This is a genomic window from Ruegeria profundi (genome assembly GCF_020171505.1).
GTDB lineage: Bacteria > Pseudomonadota > Alphaproteobacteria > Rhodobacterales > Rhodobacteraceae > Ruegeria > Ruegeria profundi.
In genome coordinates, this window is the sequence record NZ_JAIUZS010000005.1 from 24,558 (window position 1) to 42,673 (window position 18,116).

16 protein-coding genes are annotated in these 18,116 nt (G+C 57.0%); 3 read left to right on the forward strand and 13 right to left on the reverse strand.

The genetic code is table 11. The features are described 5' to 3' along the window. Positions 1-4: 4 nt before the first annotated feature. The 7 genes from LCM21_RS12585 to ccoN form a co-directional block, all read right to left on the reverse strand. Entirely contained in the window at positions 5-463 is a 459-nt protein-coding gene (locus LCM21_RS12585; protein WP_224890914.1) for a FixH family protein, read from the reverse strand. Position 464: 1 nt separating this feature from the next. Further along, positions 465-1,892: a cytochrome c oxidase accessory protein CcoG gene (gene ccoG, locus LCM21_RS12590; protein ID WP_224890915.1), complete on the reverse strand. Its 1,428-nt coding sequence runs from the start codon at positions 1,890-1,892 to the stop codon at positions 465-467. A 100-nt stretch (positions 1,893-1,992) separates the two neighbouring features. After that, a complete protein-coding gene (locus LCM21_RS12595; RefSeq protein WP_224890916.1) occupies positions 1,993-2,868 on the reverse strand; it encodes a LysR family transcriptional regulator in 876 nt (291 codons plus the stop codon). 375 nt (positions 2,869-3,243) lie between these two features. Beyond that, entirely contained in the window at positions 3,244-4,107 is an 864-nt protein-coding gene (gene ccoP, locus LCM21_RS12600; protein ID WP_224890917.1) for a cytochrome-c oxidase, cbb3-type subunit III, read from the reverse strand. After that, entirely contained in the window at positions 4,104-4,340 is a 237-nt protein-coding gene (locus tag LCM21_RS12605) for a cbb3-type cytochrome c oxidase subunit 3 (RefSeq protein ID WP_224890918.1), read from the reverse strand. The genes ccoP and LCM21_RS12605 overlap by 4 nt, the downstream gene beginning before the upstream one ends. A 12-nt stretch (positions 4,341-4,352) precedes the next feature. Continuing rightward, positions 4,353-5,081 carry a cytochrome-c oxidase, cbb3-type subunit II gene (ccoO, locus tag LCM21_RS12610; RefSeq protein ID WP_068337252.1) on the reverse strand — a complete coding sequence of 243 codons (729 nt, stop codon included), beginning with the start codon at positions 5,079-5,081 and terminating at the stop codon, positions 4,353-4,355. Positions 5,082-5,095: 14 nt separating this feature from the next. Next, positions 5,096-6,703: a cytochrome-c oxidase, cbb3-type subunit I gene (gene ccoN / locus LCM21_RS12615; protein ID WP_224890919.1), complete on the reverse strand. Its 1,608-nt coding sequence runs from the start codon at positions 6,701-6,703 to the stop codon at positions 5,096-5,098. A 196-nt stretch (positions 6,704-6,899) separates the two neighbouring features. Here ccoN and LCM21_RS12620 point away from each other — a divergent pair, with 196 nt between their 5' ends. Further along, a complete protein-coding gene (locus LCM21_RS12620) occupies positions 6,900-7,739 on the forward strand; it encodes a universal stress protein (RefSeq protein WP_068337250.1) in 840 nt (279 codons plus the stop codon). Between the two features lie 36 nt (positions 7,740-7,775). On the opposite strand, the gene LCM21_RS12625 is transcribed toward LCM21_RS12620, so the two are convergent. After that, complete coding sequence (locus LCM21_RS12625; protein ID WP_068337248.1) at positions 7,776-8,027, reverse strand: GlsB/YeaQ/YmgE family stress response membrane protein; 252 nt, start codon at positions 8,025-8,027, stop codon at positions 7,776-7,778. A 74-nt stretch (positions 8,028-8,101) separates the two neighbouring features. Then, positions 8,102-8,845, reverse strand: coding sequence for a transcriptional regulator FnrL (fnrL, locus tag LCM21_RS12630; RefSeq protein WP_068337246.1), 744 nt, complete (start codon positions 8,843-8,845; stop codon positions 8,102-8,104). Positions 8,846-8,906: 61 nt separating this feature from the next. Between fnrL and hemN the strand changes: the two genes are divergently transcribed. Both hemN and LCM21_RS12640 read left to right on the forward strand, forming a co-directional pair. Continuing rightward, complete coding sequence (gene hemN / locus LCM21_RS12635; protein WP_224890920.1) at positions 8,907-10,262, forward strand: oxygen-independent coproporphyrinogen III oxidase; 1,356 nt, start codon at positions 8,907-8,909, stop codon at positions 10,260-10,262. A gap of 173 nt (positions 10,263-10,435) precedes the next feature. Further along, positions 10,436-12,364 (forward strand): elongation factor G, encoded by a 1,929-nt coding sequence (locus LCM21_RS12640; RefSeq protein WP_224890921.1) that lies wholly within the window; start codon positions 10,436-10,438, stop codon positions 12,362-12,364. Between the two features lie 20 nt (positions 12,365-12,384). Here LCM21_RS12640 and LCM21_RS12645 read toward each other — a convergent pair whose 3' ends face one another. From LCM21_RS12645 to LCM21_RS12660, 4 genes are read right to left on the reverse strand one after another with little or no spacing between them, the layout of a single operon-like run. Next, positions 12,385-13,962: an ABC transporter ATP-binding protein gene (locus LCM21_RS12645; RefSeq protein WP_224890922.1), complete on the reverse strand. Its 1,578-nt coding sequence runs from the start codon at positions 13,960-13,962 to the stop codon at positions 12,385-12,387. Next, positions 13,959-15,065 (reverse strand): ABC transporter permease, encoded by a 1,107-nt coding sequence (locus LCM21_RS12650; RefSeq protein WP_224890923.1) that lies wholly within the window; start codon positions 15,063-15,065, stop codon positions 13,959-13,961. The genes LCM21_RS12645 and LCM21_RS12650 overlap by 4 nt, the downstream gene beginning before the upstream one ends. Continuing rightward, on the reverse strand, positions 15,066-16,151 hold the full coding sequence (locus LCM21_RS12655; RefSeq protein WP_224890924.1) for a microcin C ABC transporter permease YejB: 1,086 nt from the start codon (positions 16,149-16,151) through the stop codon (positions 15,066-15,068). A gap of 9 nt (positions 16,152-16,160) precedes the next feature. Further along, positions 16,161-18,065: an extracellular solute-binding protein gene (locus LCM21_RS12660; protein WP_224890925.1), complete on the reverse strand. Its 1,905-nt coding sequence runs from the start codon at positions 18,063-18,065 to the stop codon at positions 16,161-16,163. Positions 18,066-18,116: the final 51 nt, after the last annotated feature.

Here is an 18,116-nt window from a genome sequence, read left to right on the forward strand (position 1 = left end):
CCTTTCACCCTTTCACGAACAGCGGCACACGCTGCGCGAACTCAGCCCCATCATGGTCTTTTGCGACCAAACGGATGTTCCAGTTGCCCCGCCCAAGAGAAGCTGGGGTCGAATAAGCTTGGCCGTCAAAGATGAAATCCGGGGAGAAATCGTCTTTCACGTGGGTGGCGCGCCCGACAACGGCCTGAAGCTCGGCCACTTCAACCGGAGTACCCGCTTTGTCGGTGATGTGCAGGACCAACAAACCGCCAGATAATTCTGCGCGAATCTCCCAGCCCAGTGCTTTATGCTCTTGCAGGCGATCATTGAATTCCTGGCTGGCGACATAGGAGTTCTTGACCTCCAGCCCCGGAAAGGTTTTGACCGCGTTATAGGCCAGCAGAAGATTAACGGTAATGATTACGCCAAAGGCGGCGACAAACACCGCCAAGGCGTGCTTTCCAGTGAATTGCCGCTCAGCCATCCTAGTTTCCTCGTCCGTTGAAAGAAGTGTCCTTGTAGGCGCGTTCTCCACTTTGCAAATCTTCGACCCAGATACGCACCGGAGTCGTGTCTGCCGCAGCAGGATCGGTGTCTTTTCTGGCGATGATGTACACACGTTGCAACTGCGACGTATCTGCCGCAACGTTGACTGTATCAAGGTCCGTGCCTTCGATCACTATCCGCATTGCCGGATCTCCGGTCAGCGACAATTTGAACAGACGGTCCTCACCATGCTTGTTTCGCAGCCGCACATCGTAAGTGTTGCGGATGGTGCCGTCCGACATCGTAACAAAGGTCGGGTTACGTACTGGTGCAACTGTCAGATCGATATCCGACCGGATAAACAACGCAAACAGCAATGCAAATCCGACCGCTGACCACAGGCCCGTGTACATGATCGTACGGGGCCGTAGGATGTGTTTCCACACGCTTTTTGGCGGCTGCCCTGCCCGTTCACGGCCCTCATCACTCAGCGCCATGTAATCGATAAGGCCGCGTGGCTTGCCGATCTTGGCCATCATGTCATCGCAAGCGTCGATGCAAAGGGCGCAGGTTATGCACTCAAGCTGTTGACCATCGCGAATATCGATGCCCACCGGGCAAACATTCACGCAAGCCATGCAATCAATACAGTCGCCCAACTCGGAATCGGCGGTGCGCTTCCCCTTGCCCCGAGGCTCTCCGCGCCACTCTCGATAGCCGACGACCAGAGTGTCTTCGTCCATCATCGCAGCTTGAATACGCGGCCAAGGGCACGCGTAGATACAAATCTGTTCACGGGCGAACCCACCAAACAGAAAGGTTGTTCCGGTGAGAATCAGAATGGTCGTGTAAGCAACCGGATGGGCGTTTCCGGTAACAAGATCGCGCAGCAGCGTCGGCGCATCGGCAAAATAGAACACCCAGGCGCCACCGGTCGCCAAACCGATCAACAACCACGCTGTCCATTTCGTAATGCGAAGCCGCGCCTTGCGGAGATCCATCTTTTCCTGTCGATGAAGACGCAATCGTGCGTTGCGATCCCCTTCGATCCAGCGCTCGACCAAAATAAACAGATCTGTCCAAACCGTCTGTGGGCAGGCATATCCGCACCACACACGACCCAGCGCCGAGGTGAACAGGAACAGGCCCAAGCCTGCCATGATCAGAAGGCCAGCAACAAAGTAGAATTCATGCGGCCAAATCTCGATCCAGAAAAAGTAAAAACGCCGGTTTGCCAGATCCAGCAGCACGGCCTGGTCCGGCAAGCTTGGCCCACGGTCCCACCTGATCCATGGCGTTACATAATAGATACCCAGTGTAACCGCTAGAATGATCCATTTAAGGTTTCTAAACGGCCCGGATACACGTCGGGGGAAGATCGGCTCCCTAGCGGCATAAAGGCTGGGGGCGGGGTCGGAATCGCTCACGAGCTGGCTCCAGATGTGGCTGTATTTCTGCGTCTTGTTTCAGATCATACAGGCACTCACTTTGACATGTGTCAAAAGCGCATCGCACAGACACCTTTTGTCACATCTGGCTGGCTTGCCTTCTGATCCAGCCGACAAACGCCTTAACTGCTGGGCGTATAGGCGCATCTGCAGTGACGATATGGTATCCACGCCGGCTGGGCTCGTGAAAAAGTTCAACAACCCGCCCTGCCTTGATATCGGCCTCGACAAAATGTCGCGCCGTGACAGTCACTCCCTGACCGGCGCGTAAAGCTTCAAGCATCAGATTGCCCGGCAACGCGATGCGACCAGCACGAGGGCCGTGTTCGACACCTTGCTGTGCCAACCAGGTGGTGGCTTCGGTTGTTCCAAGTTCCTCAAACCAGGGCAGTTGGCTCAACTCGTCCGGCGTCATTGACGTGCGACCTTTCAGCAATGCGGGTGCAGCGACGATGACCATTGGACTTTGGAGCAGTAGCTCCGAGTTCAAACCCGGCCAATCGCCCTCTCCATACCGAATTGCCACATCAACGCCACCCGGGCGCAGGCTGACAAGCGCGGGTGTAGGATCCAGCGCCAAGGGAACATCGGGATATTCTGACTGAAACGCCGGAAGACGTGGCATCAACCACGACGCAGCAAACGACGGGGTGAGCGAAACGTGAACTGGACGATCTTGGGTAATATGCAAAAGATCGGCCACGGCGTCCGAGATGGCGCCAAACCCAAGATGCAGGGCGCGGGCCAGTTTCTCGCCATCGGCGGTCAGCGTCATGGACTTCCCGCTTCGGTCCAACAGGGCGGCACCAAGGTGTTTTTCCAACGCGCGCAATTGCTGACTGATGGCAGCGTGGCTGACATTTAACAATGCCCCCGCCTGCACCACATTTCCCGTTTCCGCAAAAGCATGGAAGGCCTTCAGCGACGCAAGCGGCGGCATCTTCATCCAATCCATATGTAAGCTCCCGTTACATGATCGAATGGCAATTGAGTCGCATTTTCTGACCGAAGGATCAATCCTGAAGGTATTCGAAACCATGATCAGGAGAGATCGGATGCTATCGATCCTTGCGAACTCAATCAGAATCGCCACCCGAACGGATGGGCATAATCCACCCCAGAGCCGAAAAGAAAAACCCAGGCATCATTGCTGGAAAAAGACAAAGCGCGTCACATTTTCCCGTTTCAGGTAACGAGGCTTCTAACGCTAATGCGAACAGGCTATTGGTGCATGTTAATGGCACCGGCTGTTCAGGAAACGCGCGAACAGATAGAACAGCCGGTACCTTGGCCTTCGGGCGGCGAACCGTCCGAAGGTTTTCTTTTACCGTTACTGGCCGCCACCCAACTGGTGGACATAGGCAGTGACCGCGCGGATTTGCGCGTCGGTCAGGCGGTTTTCCCACGGAGGCATGACGCCAAAGCGGCTATACGTGACCGTTTCGGTCAGCGCCTCTTCGCTGCCACCATATAGCCAGATCGCGTCGGTCAGGTTCGGTGCGCCCTGGAAAACGTCGCCCTTACCGTCTTCGCCGTGGCAGGCCGAACAATTGTCTTCAAAAACAACCTGACCCGCCTGCGCCGCCGCGTCATCAGTTTGCGCATTGGACAATGACATCACGTACTGAACAACCTGGGTGATCTCTTCATTTTCGAGGATCTCGCCAAAAGCCGGCATTTCGGAATAGCGTGCGTCGTCGCTTTCCTCGTTCCGGATACCATAGGCGATGGTATACTCGATATCTTCCAGCGTACCGCCCCACAGCCATGCGTCGTCCAGCAGGTTCGGAAACCCTGTGGCACCTTGGGCACCCGAGCCGTGGCACTGTGCGCACCAAGTGCGGAATACCGCACTACCCGCGTTTACTGCGTATTGCTGCAATTCGGGATCGGCCGAGATTTCCTCGAGCGGGGTCTCGACCAGCCGCACGTTCCACGGCGCGTTGGCTTCCTGGAAGGCAACCAGTTCTTCCTGGACTTCCGCACGAGACGACCAGCCGGTTACACCAGCCGTTGCGGACTGAACCAGTGGCCACGCGGGATACATGATCGTGTAGATCACACCCCAAATAATGGTGGCGTAGAAGGTCCATAGCCACCAACGGGGCATCGGGTTGTCAAACTCTTCGATACCGTCCCAGGTATGACCAGTGGTGTTAGGGTCACCCGGCTGTTTTTCAGCTTTCTTGCTCATTTCCTCGCCTCCTTGGACTCGGCGGGTTTGTCGCCCTCTTGGGGCGTGGCTTTATCTTGATCCTGCTGCGAAGCAGGCGCGTCTGCATGACGAAACGGAATATTGGCCGTGTCCTTGTATTCCTTGCTGGCACCGGGGCGAAAAACCCAGATGACGATGCCAACAAAGAAGAGGAACAACACAAGCAACATCCAGCTGTCCGCGAATTGACGTAGAAGGGTGTATTCTTCCATCACACCCCCCTGTCAGCGGTTCGCGTCCGGGGTGAAGGTTGAGAAATCAACCAGCGTGCCCAGCATTTGCAGATAGGCGATCAACGCGTCGGCTTCGGTCAGGTCTGACTGACCGTCGAAGTTTCGCACGTTGACGTTTTCGCCATAGCGCTCAAGCAGACCATCGTAGTCACTGTCGGGATCAGCCTGAGCGCGCAGGTCAGCCATGGCATTTTCAAGCATTTCCTCGGAATAAGGCGTTCCGACCATCGCATTCGCGGCCATGATGTCACCGATATACCTGTCCTCCAGCTTTCGCGTTTCGAGGAAGCCGTATTTCGGCATAACCGATTCCGGGACAACAGACTGCGCATCCCGCAGGTGCCGTACATGCCAGTCGTCCGAGTAACGGCCGCCAACACGCGCCAGGTCAGGCCCGGTACGCTTGGACCCCCACTGGAACGGATGGTCATACATCGACTCAGCCGCCAGCGAGTAGTGGCCATAACGCTCAACCTCGTCCCGCATGGGGCGGATCATCTGGCTATGGCAGACATAGCAGCCTTCGCGCAGATAGATTTCACGGCCCGCCATTTCCAAAGGCGTGTAGGGGCGCATGCCCTCCACTTCTTCGATGGTGTTCTCAAGGTAGAACAGCGGGGTGATCTGTACGATGCCACCGATGGTCACGACCAAAAAGCTGAAGATCAGCAGGAGGGTCGCGTTGGTCTCGAGGATCTTGTGTTTGTCGAGAATTGCCATTGCTCCGGCCCTCCTTATTCAGCCGGGACCGCGACGGTCAGGCTGGCCTCTTTGGCCGGTGCTTTCCGCACAGTCATCCACAGGTTGTAGCACATGATCAGCGATCCAGCGACGAACAGGACGCCACCCAGAGCACGCACCACGTACATCGGGAACTTGGCAGCCACGGTGTCGGCGAACGAATTCACAAGGAAACCGTTGGCATCCACTTCACGCCACATCAGGCCTTCCATGATACCGGTGACCCACATCGACGCCGCGTAAAGCACGATGCCGATAGTGGCGAGCCAGAAGTGCCAGCTGACCATTTGCAACGAGTACAGACGCTCACGCTTCCAAAGGACAGGTACCAGGAAGTACAGCGCGCCAAAGGTGATCATGCCGTTCCAGCCCAACGCACCCGAATGCACGTGGCCAATGGTCCAGTCGGTATAATGTGACAGGCTGTTTACCGCACGGATCGACATCATCGGACCTTCGAAGGTTGACATGCCGTAGAAGCCGACCGAGATCACCATCATCCGGATCACGGGGTCCGTACGCAACTTGTCCCAAGCGCCCGACAAGGTCATCAGACCATTGATCATACCACCCCAGGACGGCATCCACAGCACGATCGAGAAGACCATACCCAGTGTAGAGGCCCAGTCAGGCAACGCGGTATAGTGCAGGTGGTGCGGGCCAGCCCAGATGTACAGGAAGATCAGCGCCCAGAAGTGGATGATCGACAGCTTGTACGAGAAGACCGGACGCTCGGCCTGTTTCGGGATGAAGTAATACATCATACCCAGAAAGCCCGCAGTCAGGAAGAAGCCCACAGCATTGTGGCCATACCACCACTGGATCATGGCATCCTGTACGCCCGACCAGACGATGACCGACTTGGAACCCCAGATGCTGACCGGAATGGTCATATTGTTGACCAGGTGCAGCATCGCGACGGTGACGATGAACGCCAGATAGAACCAGTTGGCTACATAGATATGCGGCTCTTTCCGCTTGACGATCGTTCCTAGGAACACGGCCAGGTATGCCACCCAGACCACGGTCAGCCACAGGTCAACATACCATTCGGGCTCTGCGTATTCCTTGGACTGCGTGCCACCCAGTACATAGCCGGTCGCGGCCAGCACGATGAACAGTTGATAGCCCCAGAACACGAACCAAGCGAGGTTTCCGCCCCACAACCGCGCGGCACTGGTGCGCTGCACCACATAGAACGAAGTTGCGATCAGGGCGTTGCCGCCAAATGCAAAAATCACTGCCGAGGTGTGCAGCGGGCGCAGGCGGCCAAAGTTCAAATAGCCCTGCGCCCATTCAAAGTTCAAAACAGGAAAGGCCAACTGAAACGCAATGAAGGTTCCTGCAAGGAACCCGACCACGCCCCAGAATGCGGTTGCGATCACGCCATAGCGGATCACGCCATCCATGTATTCACCTGAGCGGTCTATGAGAATATCTGGCTCATCGGTGTTTCGAAGCGTCCAGATGAACAAACCACCGGCGATCAACATCACCAGAATTGCATGCACCTGATACGCCAAATCGCGTGCGTAATTGGATCCGATCGCGGCAAAAATCACGACCAGACCAAGCACGATCAGCTTGATGTAATTTGACATATTGCGTCCCTTTGCCATGCCCCGCGTGGTTCATTATGTGTCGCAGGACCTTTTTGACTAGCTGTTGTTTTGTCCGACAGGCGTCGGAGCTGCTTTGATCTGTGTCAAGACAGTACTCTGATTTCTATGACAATCGTAGACCAGCGGCTGAGGCATCGGGCCGCAGCAAGACACGCGTTAAAGGCACGAGGTCAAAATGGCGTACAAATCTCTTCTCACAGTCATGACAGACGCAAAGCAAAGCGGATCGGCACTGGCGCAGATGGTGGCCTTGGCAGGCGCACAGGATGCGCATGCCGAAGCTCTGTGTCTGGGTGTCGATCGCAGCCAGACCGGGTACTACTACGCTGGGGCAAACGCCCTGATTTTGCAGGAAACGCTCAGCCGCGCAAGCGCCGAGGCTGAGGAAATACTAACTTACGCGAAGGAGTATCTGGGCAAGACCGGGGCCCGCTGGTCCGCCGAAAGCGGCGTTGCCCAGATTGCGGATATCGGTCGCCACGTGGCGCATCGCGCACGATTCTCAGACCTTGTCATCCTGCCGCAGCCTTATGGAGAAGACCGTGGTGCCGAGGCCGAATCCATTATCGAAGCCGCAATGTTCGAAGGGCACGCACCTGTTCTGGTCACTCCGGATGACGTGGCCCCCTTTGAACGCCCCGGTACCATCCTGCTTGGCTGGAACGAAAGCGTCGAGGCGATGCGGGCCATCCGTCGCGCTTTGCCTTTCCTGATCCAGGCTGACCTGGTGCGCATAGTGGTAATCGACCCGCCGCGTCACGGCCCTGACCGGTCGGACCCGGGCGGAATGCTGTCACAGATGCTGGCCCGCCACGGCGTGAAATGCGAGATCGACGTACTCAGCAAGACCATGGCCCGTGTGTCAGACATCCTGAACCGGCATGCGACAGACACCGAGGCGGATATGATCGTAATGGGTGCCTATGGACATTCGCGCTTTCGCGAAGCCATTTTAGGCGGCGCAACACGAAACATGCTGGAACAATCCCCGGTGCCGGTTTTCTTGGCCCACTAGTTCAGTCAGCGTAAAACCGTCACGAAGTGGGCGGTTTTACTTCTTCACCAGCCCGATCAAAAACAGCAAAATAATCGCCCCGATGGTGGCGAAAAATATGGATGAGAAAACTCCGCCGCCGACTGCGAAGCCCAGCGCGGGGAAAATCAGCCCGGCCAGAAAAGCGCCAACGATACCAACGATAATGTTGCCGATCAGGCCGAACCCTCGGCCTTCCATGATCTTGCCTGACAGCCAACCGGCGACTGCACCGACGACAAGCATCGCCAGTATGCTTGTGAATTGCATGACCTGCTCCTGAGGTGGTCTTCACTCAACCCCAGTTAAGCATTTCGGGTGGCCCCAGTCACGCCCCAACCGCCTTATACCAGGAACCCGCCGTCCGAGTCATCGCCAGCCTCTTCCATCAGACGTCCCATATCTGGGATCGTGACGTGCCGTTTACCTTGCAGCGAAATAACCTGATCTTTTTTCAGGGCCGATATCTGGCGGCTGACCGTTTCCAGCGTCAGGCCAAGATAATCCGCCATGGCTTCGCGCGTAAGCGGCAAGTCAAACACGATTGGGCCGGAGTTGCCTTTTTTACTGATAGACGCATCGCGACGCGCGATGATCGACAGCAGGCTAGCGATTTTCTCACGTGCGGTCTTGCGGCCCAGCACCAACATCCATTCGCGGGCTGCATCCAGCTCGTCCAATGTCATCTGCAACAAGCGATGCGCGATATGCGGCGTCGTGCCCATCAGTTCTTCAAAGGGTTTTTTGCGAAAGCAGCACATGACCAGGTCGGTTGTCGCCTGAACGTCATATGGCGCGATTTCGCGCCCCGGTCTCCCGACGAAATCACTCGGCAGCAATAGACCCACCATCTGAGTGCGCCCGTCTTCCATCGTCTGCGTCAAAGAGGCGATTCCAGAAACGACAGAGCCCACGAAATTCATTTGGTCGCCTGACCAGATGATCGTCTGGCCGGCCTCGAAGCTTCGATAATACTTTATTTCTTCAAGCTCTTCCAACTCATCCGCGTCGCAATGCGCGCACACTGCACGATGCCGGATGGGGCAGTCCTGACAATTCGTATGGTCGACCTTAAATATCGGTGTCATGAACGTTTCCACTTGATCTCTGTCAAAGCACGCAGGCGAGCCACCCCCTAAGCGTATCGCCATGATAGTGAAACCACAATTGGCAAAGCTTGGACTATTTGACGCGAAAGTCCCGCGTTATACAAGCTATCCCACCGCACCCCACTTCAGCAATGACGTGGGGTCAGGTCTTTTTGGCGACTGGATTTCCGGGATCAAACCGGGAAGCGAGGTATCGCTTTATATCCATATCCCGTTTTGCCGCAGGTTATGCTGGTTCTGCGCCTGCCGGACGCAGGGAACCCAAACAGACAACCCGGTAATTGCCTATGTAGACGTGCTTAAGGCCGAGCTTGATCTATTGGCCGCTCGCCTGCCAGAGGGCGTAGCGCTGTCGCGGTTGCATTGGGGCGGCGGTACACCAACCCTTCTGAACCCCGATTTGATGCGCGATCTTGCGACGCGTATCCTTGACGTGGTGCCGCTTGGACCGAATGCCGAGTTCTCTGTCGAAATTGATCCGAACGAGATCGACGAATCCCGCCTGGATGTGTTGGCCGAGGTCGGCATGAACCGGGCCTCGATCGGGGTGCAGGACTTCGACGATAAGATACAACAGACCATCGGTCGCATCCAAAGCTATGACATCACGCGCAAGGCTGTTGACATGATCCGCACCCGTGGGATCACCAGCCTGAACGCAGATATCTTGTACGGCTTGCCGCATCAGACCAAGGCGCGCATGACAGAAAGCGTGCAGAAGCTGTTATCCCTCACCCCCGACCGGGTTGCGTTGTACGGGTATGCGCATGTGCCATGGATGGCAAAACGACAGCAATTGATCCCGTCAGACGCCCTGCCTACACCCGAGCAGCGGCTGGACCTGTTCGACACCGCCCGCCGTCTGTTTATGTGGGACAACTATGTCGAGATCGGAATCGACCATTTTGCCACGCAGGATGATGGCCTGACCCATGCACTTAAGGCGGGGCGGCTTAAAAGGAACTTCCAGGGCTATACCGACGATCGTTCCGAGGTTCTGATCGGCGTCGGGGCAAGTTCGATCTCACGCTTTCCGCAGGGCTACGCGCAGAACGCACCTGCGACTTCGGTACACACGAAGGCTATCCGCGAAGGACGGTTTTCGACCTCGCGCGGGCACGTATTCAAGGGGCAAGACATCCTGCGCGCCCGGTTGATCGAGGCATTGATGTGCGATTTCCAGATCAACAGCGCCGAGATTCTTCGCGACCACGACATTACCGAGACCGAGTTGCAGGGCATGTATCAGAAGGCCAACGCAGCCTTTGACGGGCTGCTTCGGATCACCGAGGACGGGTTGTTCATCCCTCCCGAGGCGCGCCCGCTGACCCGTATGATCGCCCGCAGCTTTGACTCTTACGATCTCAGCAAAGCTGGTCACAGCTCAGCCATCTGACCCGACGGCATGTCAGGGCTTGACGCGGTGGGTCCGTTATCCGCACACTTACAGGGTGGGCGAACCGCGCCCACGGCTGAGGCAGGCCGAGTAACAGGCAAAGCGCCAGCGCATCCGTGCATGGCTATCCCTTTCGTGCAGTCGAACTGCAATTTGAAAGAGGGACAGCACTCATGCGCGTTTTCACCGTCCTCGGCCCCAGCCAATCGGGCAAAACAACCCTGGTCGAGGCGATCAGCCGCCTTGATGACCGGCCCACCACATTCGACGTATCCGGAACCGTGCATTTGCACGGTTTTTCTTACTTGGGAGAGCCTTGGTGCGCCGTTGACGTGGATGGCGGCGGCGACAATCTGGCGTATGTCGGACCGGCCATGGCGATCTCGGACGCGGCAGTGGTTGTTGTTCCGCCCGATCCAAACGCCGCAGTCCTGTGCGCCCCATATCTGCGCCTGGTTGAAGAGGCGGGCATCCCCTGCTTTCTGTTCATCAACCGAATGGACAACCCCAACGGGCGAATCCGTGACATCATCGCGGCCTTGCAGACCTATTGCACCCATCACATTGCCCTTCGGCAAGTTCCGATCCGCGAAGGTGACGCGATCATCGGTGCAGTCGATCTTATATCTGAACGGGCCTGGAAATATCAGGAAGGGCAACCCTCGGCCCTGATCGAGCTTCCGCAATCGGTCGAAGACCGGGAACAGGAGGCCCGCACCGAGTTGCTGGAAACCTTGTCGGATTTCGACGACCACCTGTTAGAGCAATTGATCGAAGACAAGCGGCCCCCCAGCGCCGAAGTCTATGACCTGGCAGCGCAGGTCATGCAAAACCAGCAACTGATCCCTGCCTGCTTGGGCGCGGCCAGCCACGGTAACGGCTTGACCCGCCTGATGAAAGCGCTGCGGCACGAAGCCCCGGAATTCGACATTGCGGCCGGGCGCGATGAGGCTGCCGAAAACGCCCGAGCCATCGCCGGGTTCGCGGATGTGAAAAAACACATCGGCAAGATTGTCGTTCTGCGCGGCCTTGGTGAGGGCGTGAAAGCGCATGAAAACCTTGGGGGCGAGACCGTCGGCAACCTGACGACTCTGGATGCCAAAACGCAGATCGCCGAACTGCCCGCCGGGCAAATCGGGCTTGCAGTCAAGTCCGACCACCTGAACCCGGGAAACCTGTACGACAGCGCATCTTCAACCCCGCTACCGGAATGGGCCGCCTCGCATCCGGTCGCGCATCGGCAAATCGTGTCACCAGCGCATGAACGTGATGACGTGCGCCTGTCCAACGCGCTGACGCGTCTGGCCGAGATCGACCCAGGTCTTCATTTGGCGCAGGATGAACTGAGCGGACATGCCATATTGGGATCTCAGGGACCGCAGCATATGCGCCGCGTCACCGCGAAACTGGCCGAAGATTTCGGAATTGAGATACTGGCCGATCCGGTCGAAACTGCCTATCGCGAAACCATCCGTGCGCCAGTCGAACACCGTCATCGCCACCGCAAGCAATCTGGCGGCGCGGGGCAGTTTGCAGACGTGGTGATCTCGGTCGCGCCGATGCCACGCGGATCGGGGTTTCAGTTCGAAGAAATCGTCAAGGGAGGCGCAGTGCCTAAGAATTACATTCCGTCGGTCGAACACGGCGCCAAAGACGCGCTGGCGCAGGGACCCGAGGGCTTCCCCGTGGTCGATGTGAAGGTGACACTCAGCGACGGTAAGCACCACAATGTGGACAGCTCAGACTATGCCTTCCGTACTGCTGGCAAGAACGCCGTGCGCGAAGCCTTGCCGCAAGCCAAACCCGTGGTTCTGCAACCGATTCTGAGCGCCGAAATCCACCTGCCTTCGGATTTTGTCGGGGATCTCGTTCCGACGATCAGTTCGCTGCAAGGGCAGGTGCTGGGATTCGAGGGCAACCCCAATGCGTCGGGATGGGAGATTTTCAATGCTCAACTGCCCGCCGTGGCCGAGGATGAGCTTCACCGGACCCTTGCCAGCGCAACGCGCGGCACCGGCTGGGTCAAGCTGAGCTTTGATCACTATGAAGAGCTACGCGGCCCAGTGCCAAAAACCGCAACGCGTGAAAGCGCTAATGCCTGACCGAATGGCGCGGGCTTGGTTCAGCCCGCCGCCGCGATCAGTTCGCGGGTGTAATCAGTCTGGGCGTTTTCAAACAGATCCTCCGCCGCGCCCATTTCGATAACGTCGCCATTACGCATGACGATTACCTTGTGCGACATAGCGCGGACAACTTTCAGGTCGTGGCTGATGAACAAATAGGCCAGCCCGTATTTCCGTTGCAGATCGCGCAGCAGATCAACAATCTGCACCTGCACCGTCATGTCCAGTGCGCTGGTCGGTTCATCCAGAACCAACAGCTTGGGCCGCAACACCATAGCGCGTGCGATAGCGATACGCTGACGCTGCCCGCCCGAGAACTCGTGCGGATAGCGATCCATCGCCGCCGGGTCCAGGCCAACCTCGGTCATCACCTCGGCCACCAATTCACGCGGGGCGCGGTGCGGGTCGACATTGTGGATCGCCAGCCCCTCGGCAATGATCTGCTGGCACGTCATACGCGGGCTGAGGCTGCCGAACGGGTCCTGAAACACGATCTGCATATCCTTGCGCAATCGGCGCAGTTCCCGTGTGGACCAGCGACGCACGTTCTGATCGCGGAAGGTGATACCGCCCTCAGACGCGATTAGCCGCATGATCGCCAGCGCCAGAGTTGTCTTGCCAGAGCCGCTTTCGCCCACAATACCCAGCGTCTCGCCCGCCCTCACGCTAAGCGTGGCATCATTTACCGCTTTGACGTAACCGACCGTCCGTTTCAAAAAACCACGCTGTATCGGAAACCAGACCTTGAGGTTTTCTGTTCGGGCGATCTCTTCCGCGTTCGATGCCACGGGATCGGGATGACCTGAGGGTTCGGCACCCAGCAGTTTGCGAGTGTAGGGGTGCTGCGGGTTGTTGAAAATCTCAGCCGTCGCGCCGGTTTCGACAATCTCGCCATCTTTCATCACGCAAACCCGGTCCGCGATACGCCGCACGATACCCAGGTCGTGCGTGATAAACAGCATCCCCATGTTTTCGGATTTTTGAAGCTCGGCCAGCAGGTTCAGGATTTGCGCCTGAATCGTCACGTCCAGCGCGGTGGTGGGTTCATCAGCGATCAGAATATCGGGCTTATTGGCCAGCGCCATGGCAATCATCACACGCTGCCGTTGCCCGCCCGAAAGCTGGTGCGGATAGCTGTCCAAACGCTCCCGAGGGTCACGGATGCCGACCTTGGTCAGCAGCTCGACAATTCTTTCGCGTGCCGCGTCACCGGTAAGACCCTGGTGCAGGGCCAGCGACTCGGCCATCTGCTTTTGGATCGTGTGCAGCGGGTTGAGCGAGGTCATCGGCTCTTGGAAGATAAAGCTGATATCGTTGCCGCGCACTTCCATCAGCTTGTCTTCGGACGCGCCGATCATCTCGTGGCCGTCATATGTGGCCGAGCCTTCGACGATGGCGCTGTCACCCAAAAGGGAAACCGTCGACAGGGCTGTAACCGATTTACCCGACCCGGATTCCCCCACAAGGGCAACCGTCTCACCCCGGTCGACAGTAAACGAAACACCTTTCACCGCCGCGCTGACCTGCCCGTCCTGCCGAAACGAGACGTTGAGGTTTTTGACATCCAACAGGCTCATGAAAAGGTCTTTCTCGGATCAAACGCATCGCGGACACCTTCGAAGATGAAGACTAGCAGCGACAGCATGATGGCAAAGGTGAAAAAGGCCGTGAAGGCCAGCCAAGGCGCTTGCAGGTTCTGTTTGGCCTGCAAAGTCAGCTCGCCCAGCGATGGGGCCGAAGACGGTAGACCAAAACCCAGAAAGTCCAGCGAGGCGAGACCCCCGATGGTGCCCGTCACGATGAAGGGCATGAAAGTCAGCGTTGCAACCATTGCGTTCGGCAGCATGTGGCGGAACATGATGGTCATATTCCCAACGCCCAGAGCCCGCGCAGCACGGACATATTCAAGATTGCGGGCGCGTAGGAATTCAGCCCTGACAACACTCACCAGCCCGGTCCAACTGAACAGAATCAACAAGGCCACCAACAGCCAGAAACTTCGCCCCAAAATGGCAAACATAATGATGATGACGTAGAGCGAAGGCGTGGCCGACCAGATCTCGATGATGCGTTGGAACACCAGGTCGAGCCAACCGCCGAAAAAGCCCTGAATGGCCCCGGCGAAAATGCCAATCAGGCTGGCGACGCCTGTGACCATCAGCGTGAACAGGATCGACAGGCGGAAGCCATAGATCACCCGCGCCAGAACATCGCGTTTTGTATCATCCGTCCCAAGCAGGTTTTGTCCGTTGGGCGGCAATGGTGCTGCGCCCGGCCGATCTACGCTCGTGTTGAAGGAATACGGGATCAGTGGCCATATGGCCCAGCCGCGTTCAAACCCTTCGGCTTGGAACGTACCGGCCTTGATCTCATCAATAATGCCATCGGGGTCGTCGAAACACTCTTCAAGACCACCGCTGTCGATCAGGCACTGCACTTCGGGGTCGCGATAGATCGCTTCGGTCTGGAAATCGCCACCGAATTCAGTTTCCGCATAGAAATTGAAGATCGGCGTGTAAAACTCACCCCGGTATTTAACCAGGATTGGTTTGTCGTTTGCGATGAACTCGGCAAAGAGCGACAGGCCAAACAGAACCGAGAAGATGATCAGCGACCAAAACGCCCTGCCATTGCGGCGGAAGTTGCGCCAACGGCGCTGGTTGAGCGGGGAAAGTGCCATCTACCCCTCCCGTTTTTCGAAATCGATGCGAGGATCTACCAGCACATACATCAGGTCGCTGATGATGCCGACGACAAGGCTCATCAGGCCAAAAATGAACAATGTGCCAAAGATCACCGGATAGTCCCGCGCCACCGCGGCCTCAAAGCCCAAACGCCCCAGACCGTCGAGCGAAAAGATCGTCTCGATTATGATCGACCCGCTGAAGAAAACCCCGATGAACACGGCCGGGAACCCGGCAATCACGATCAGCATGGCGTTGCGAAAGACATGGCCATACAGAACCTTGCTTTCGCTTAATCCTTTAGCGCGGGCCGTCATGACATATTGCTTTTTGATTTCATCCAGAAACGAGTTCTTGGTCAGCAGCGTCAATGTTGCAAAGGCCGAAATCGTCAGGGCAATCACCGGCAGGGTAATGTGCCAGAAATAGTCGACAATCTTGCCAAACAGGCTGAGGCTGTCCCAATCGTCCGAGGTCAGTCCGCGCAACGGGAAGATCTGATAGTACGACCCACCGGCAAACAGCACCAGCAACAGAATTGCAAACAAGAAGCCGGGGATCGCGTAAGCCACGATGATTGTTCCGCTGGTCCATGTGTCGAATCTCGACCCGTCCCGGACCGCCTTGCGGATACCCAGCGGAATCGACACCAGATAGGCGATCAGCGTCGACCACAGACCAAGCGAGATCGACACCGGCATCTTTTCAAGCACCAGATCAATCACGCTGATCGAGCGGAAATAGCTCTCACCAAAATCCAGCGTCAGGTAATTGCCCATCATGTCCAGGAACCGCTCGACCGGAGGTTTGTCGAAACCGAATTCCCTTTCAAGTTCTTCGATGAACTCGGGCGGCAGTCCACGCGCACCGACATAACGATCGTTCGCCCCACCGGTCTGTTGTTCGATATCACTGCCGCCGCCGGCGATGCCTTCAAACACGTCACCGCCCCCTTCCATCTGGGCGATGATCTGTTCAATCGGACCGCCGGGAACGAATTGAACCAGCGTGAAGTTGACGATCATGATCCCCAGCAGGGTTGGAATGACCAGCAACAGACGTCTTAGAATATATGCTCCCATGGGGGCGGGTTACCTCAACGCGCCCGAGGATTTCAACTCGGCTTCTTTGTCGGCGTTGATCCACCACAGGTCTTCGACCCCCAAAGCATAAGGCGGCAGGCTTTCGGGGTATTCGTACATGTCCCAATAAGCGACCCAATATTTACCCAGATACCAGGTTGGCACCATGATTCGCTTGGCGCGCAAGACACGGTCGAGGGCGCGGACATTGGCGTACAACTCCTCGCTTTCGGTTGCGGCCACAATATTGTCGATCAGCGGTTCAATATCCGGGCCATGCGCACCTGACGGGTTGAAAACGGAATACGAGGCCGCCTCGGTCCCGAATTGCTGATAAAGGCCAGTCGAAGGTTGCAGCGACGTTGGGTATCCACCGACGATCATGTCAAAGTCCCGGTCACGTCGACGCAGCGTGAACTGGGCGTTGTCCACACGGTTGTAGACCGCATCAATCCCCATAGCGCGCAGATTGTCGACAAAGGGCTGGATAATCCGGTCCAATGTGGGCTGATCCGACAGAAACTCAATGGACAGAACCTTGCCCTCGGCATTGCGGCGAATGCCGTCGCCGCCGACAACCCAACCGGCCTCATCCAGCAGGGCCATGGCCGTGCGCAGGTTACGGCGGTCGTTCTGGCGCGCGGGTCTGGAGGCATGAGCCATCACCGGTTCTTCAGTCAAAACAGCCGGGTCCACCGCATCTCCAAGGCTTTGCAGTACTTCAAGCTCGCGTCCTTCCGGTAGTCCCTTTGCCTCAAGGTGTGTGCCTTCCCAGAACGAATGGCGTTGCTGAAACAAACCGTATTGCAGGCTTTCATTGGTCCATTCGAAGTTATAGGCAAGCTGAACCGCTTCACGCACACGTGGGTCCTGAAATTGAGGGCGGTCCAGATTCATGATGAACCCCGAGGCCGTGGGGACGTTCCCGTCCTCAAGTTCAACCCGAATGACAGACCCGTTGGCAATTGCGGGAAAATCATACGCGGTTGCCCAGCTTTTCGAGTTGTTTTCCTGCCGCAGGGTGAAAGTACCCGCCTTGAACCCCTCCATCGCGGCAATCGAGTCGCTGAAATACTCGATCCGGATCGTGTCATAATTGTTGCGGCCCACATTCACGTTGATGTCGTCACCCCAATAGTCCGGATTCCGCTTGTACACGATACGCCGGTTGATGTCGTAGCTGTCCAAAAGGTACGGGGCCGATCCGATCCCCGGCTCGAGCCGCGACTTGTCCAAGCGCCGGTTTTCCGGGTCCGCTTCGAACCACGCTTTTGAAAACACCGGCGTGCCACCCACCTGCGAGATCAAAGCCCGGCGCGGAATATCCGGGGCAAAATAGAATTTGACCCGGTGATCATCCAGTGCTTCGGCGCGGGGGATACGCTTGCGAACCGCATCTGCATATGACTTGAGCCCCTGATCCAGCAGCAGGTTATGGGAAAACACCACATCTTCGGCCGTCACCGGTGTACCGTCAGAAAACCGCGCCTCGGGGCGCATGTTGAAAATGACCCATTCCTGGCTTTCGGGATATTCCAGGCTTTCGGCCAGCAGCCCGTAGTAAGACGCAGGTTCATCATATGACGGAACCAGCAGGGATTCGTACTGATCAGCCGACCGCGCGCCGGCACGGCCTTGCCGCGTGAACGGGTTGAAACTGTCGAATGTGCCCTGCGCGGCATAGGACAGTTCGCCTCCATTTGGAGCGTCAGGATTCACATAATCGAAATGCGCAAAGCCTTCGGGATATTTCAGATCACCAAACTCCGAAAATCCGTGGCTTTTTATGATCTTCTCTTCCGCAAGCAGCGGAACGGTCATCAGAAGAAGAAGCCAGAACCCGACCACCAACGCATGTGTCCAGCGACTGAAATCCATTGCACGTGCCTGAACAGAAACTCTGTTGGATTTCATGTTGCTCATCCCCTGCTTCACCTGTTTCAATAACTTATATGCGCCAGCTAA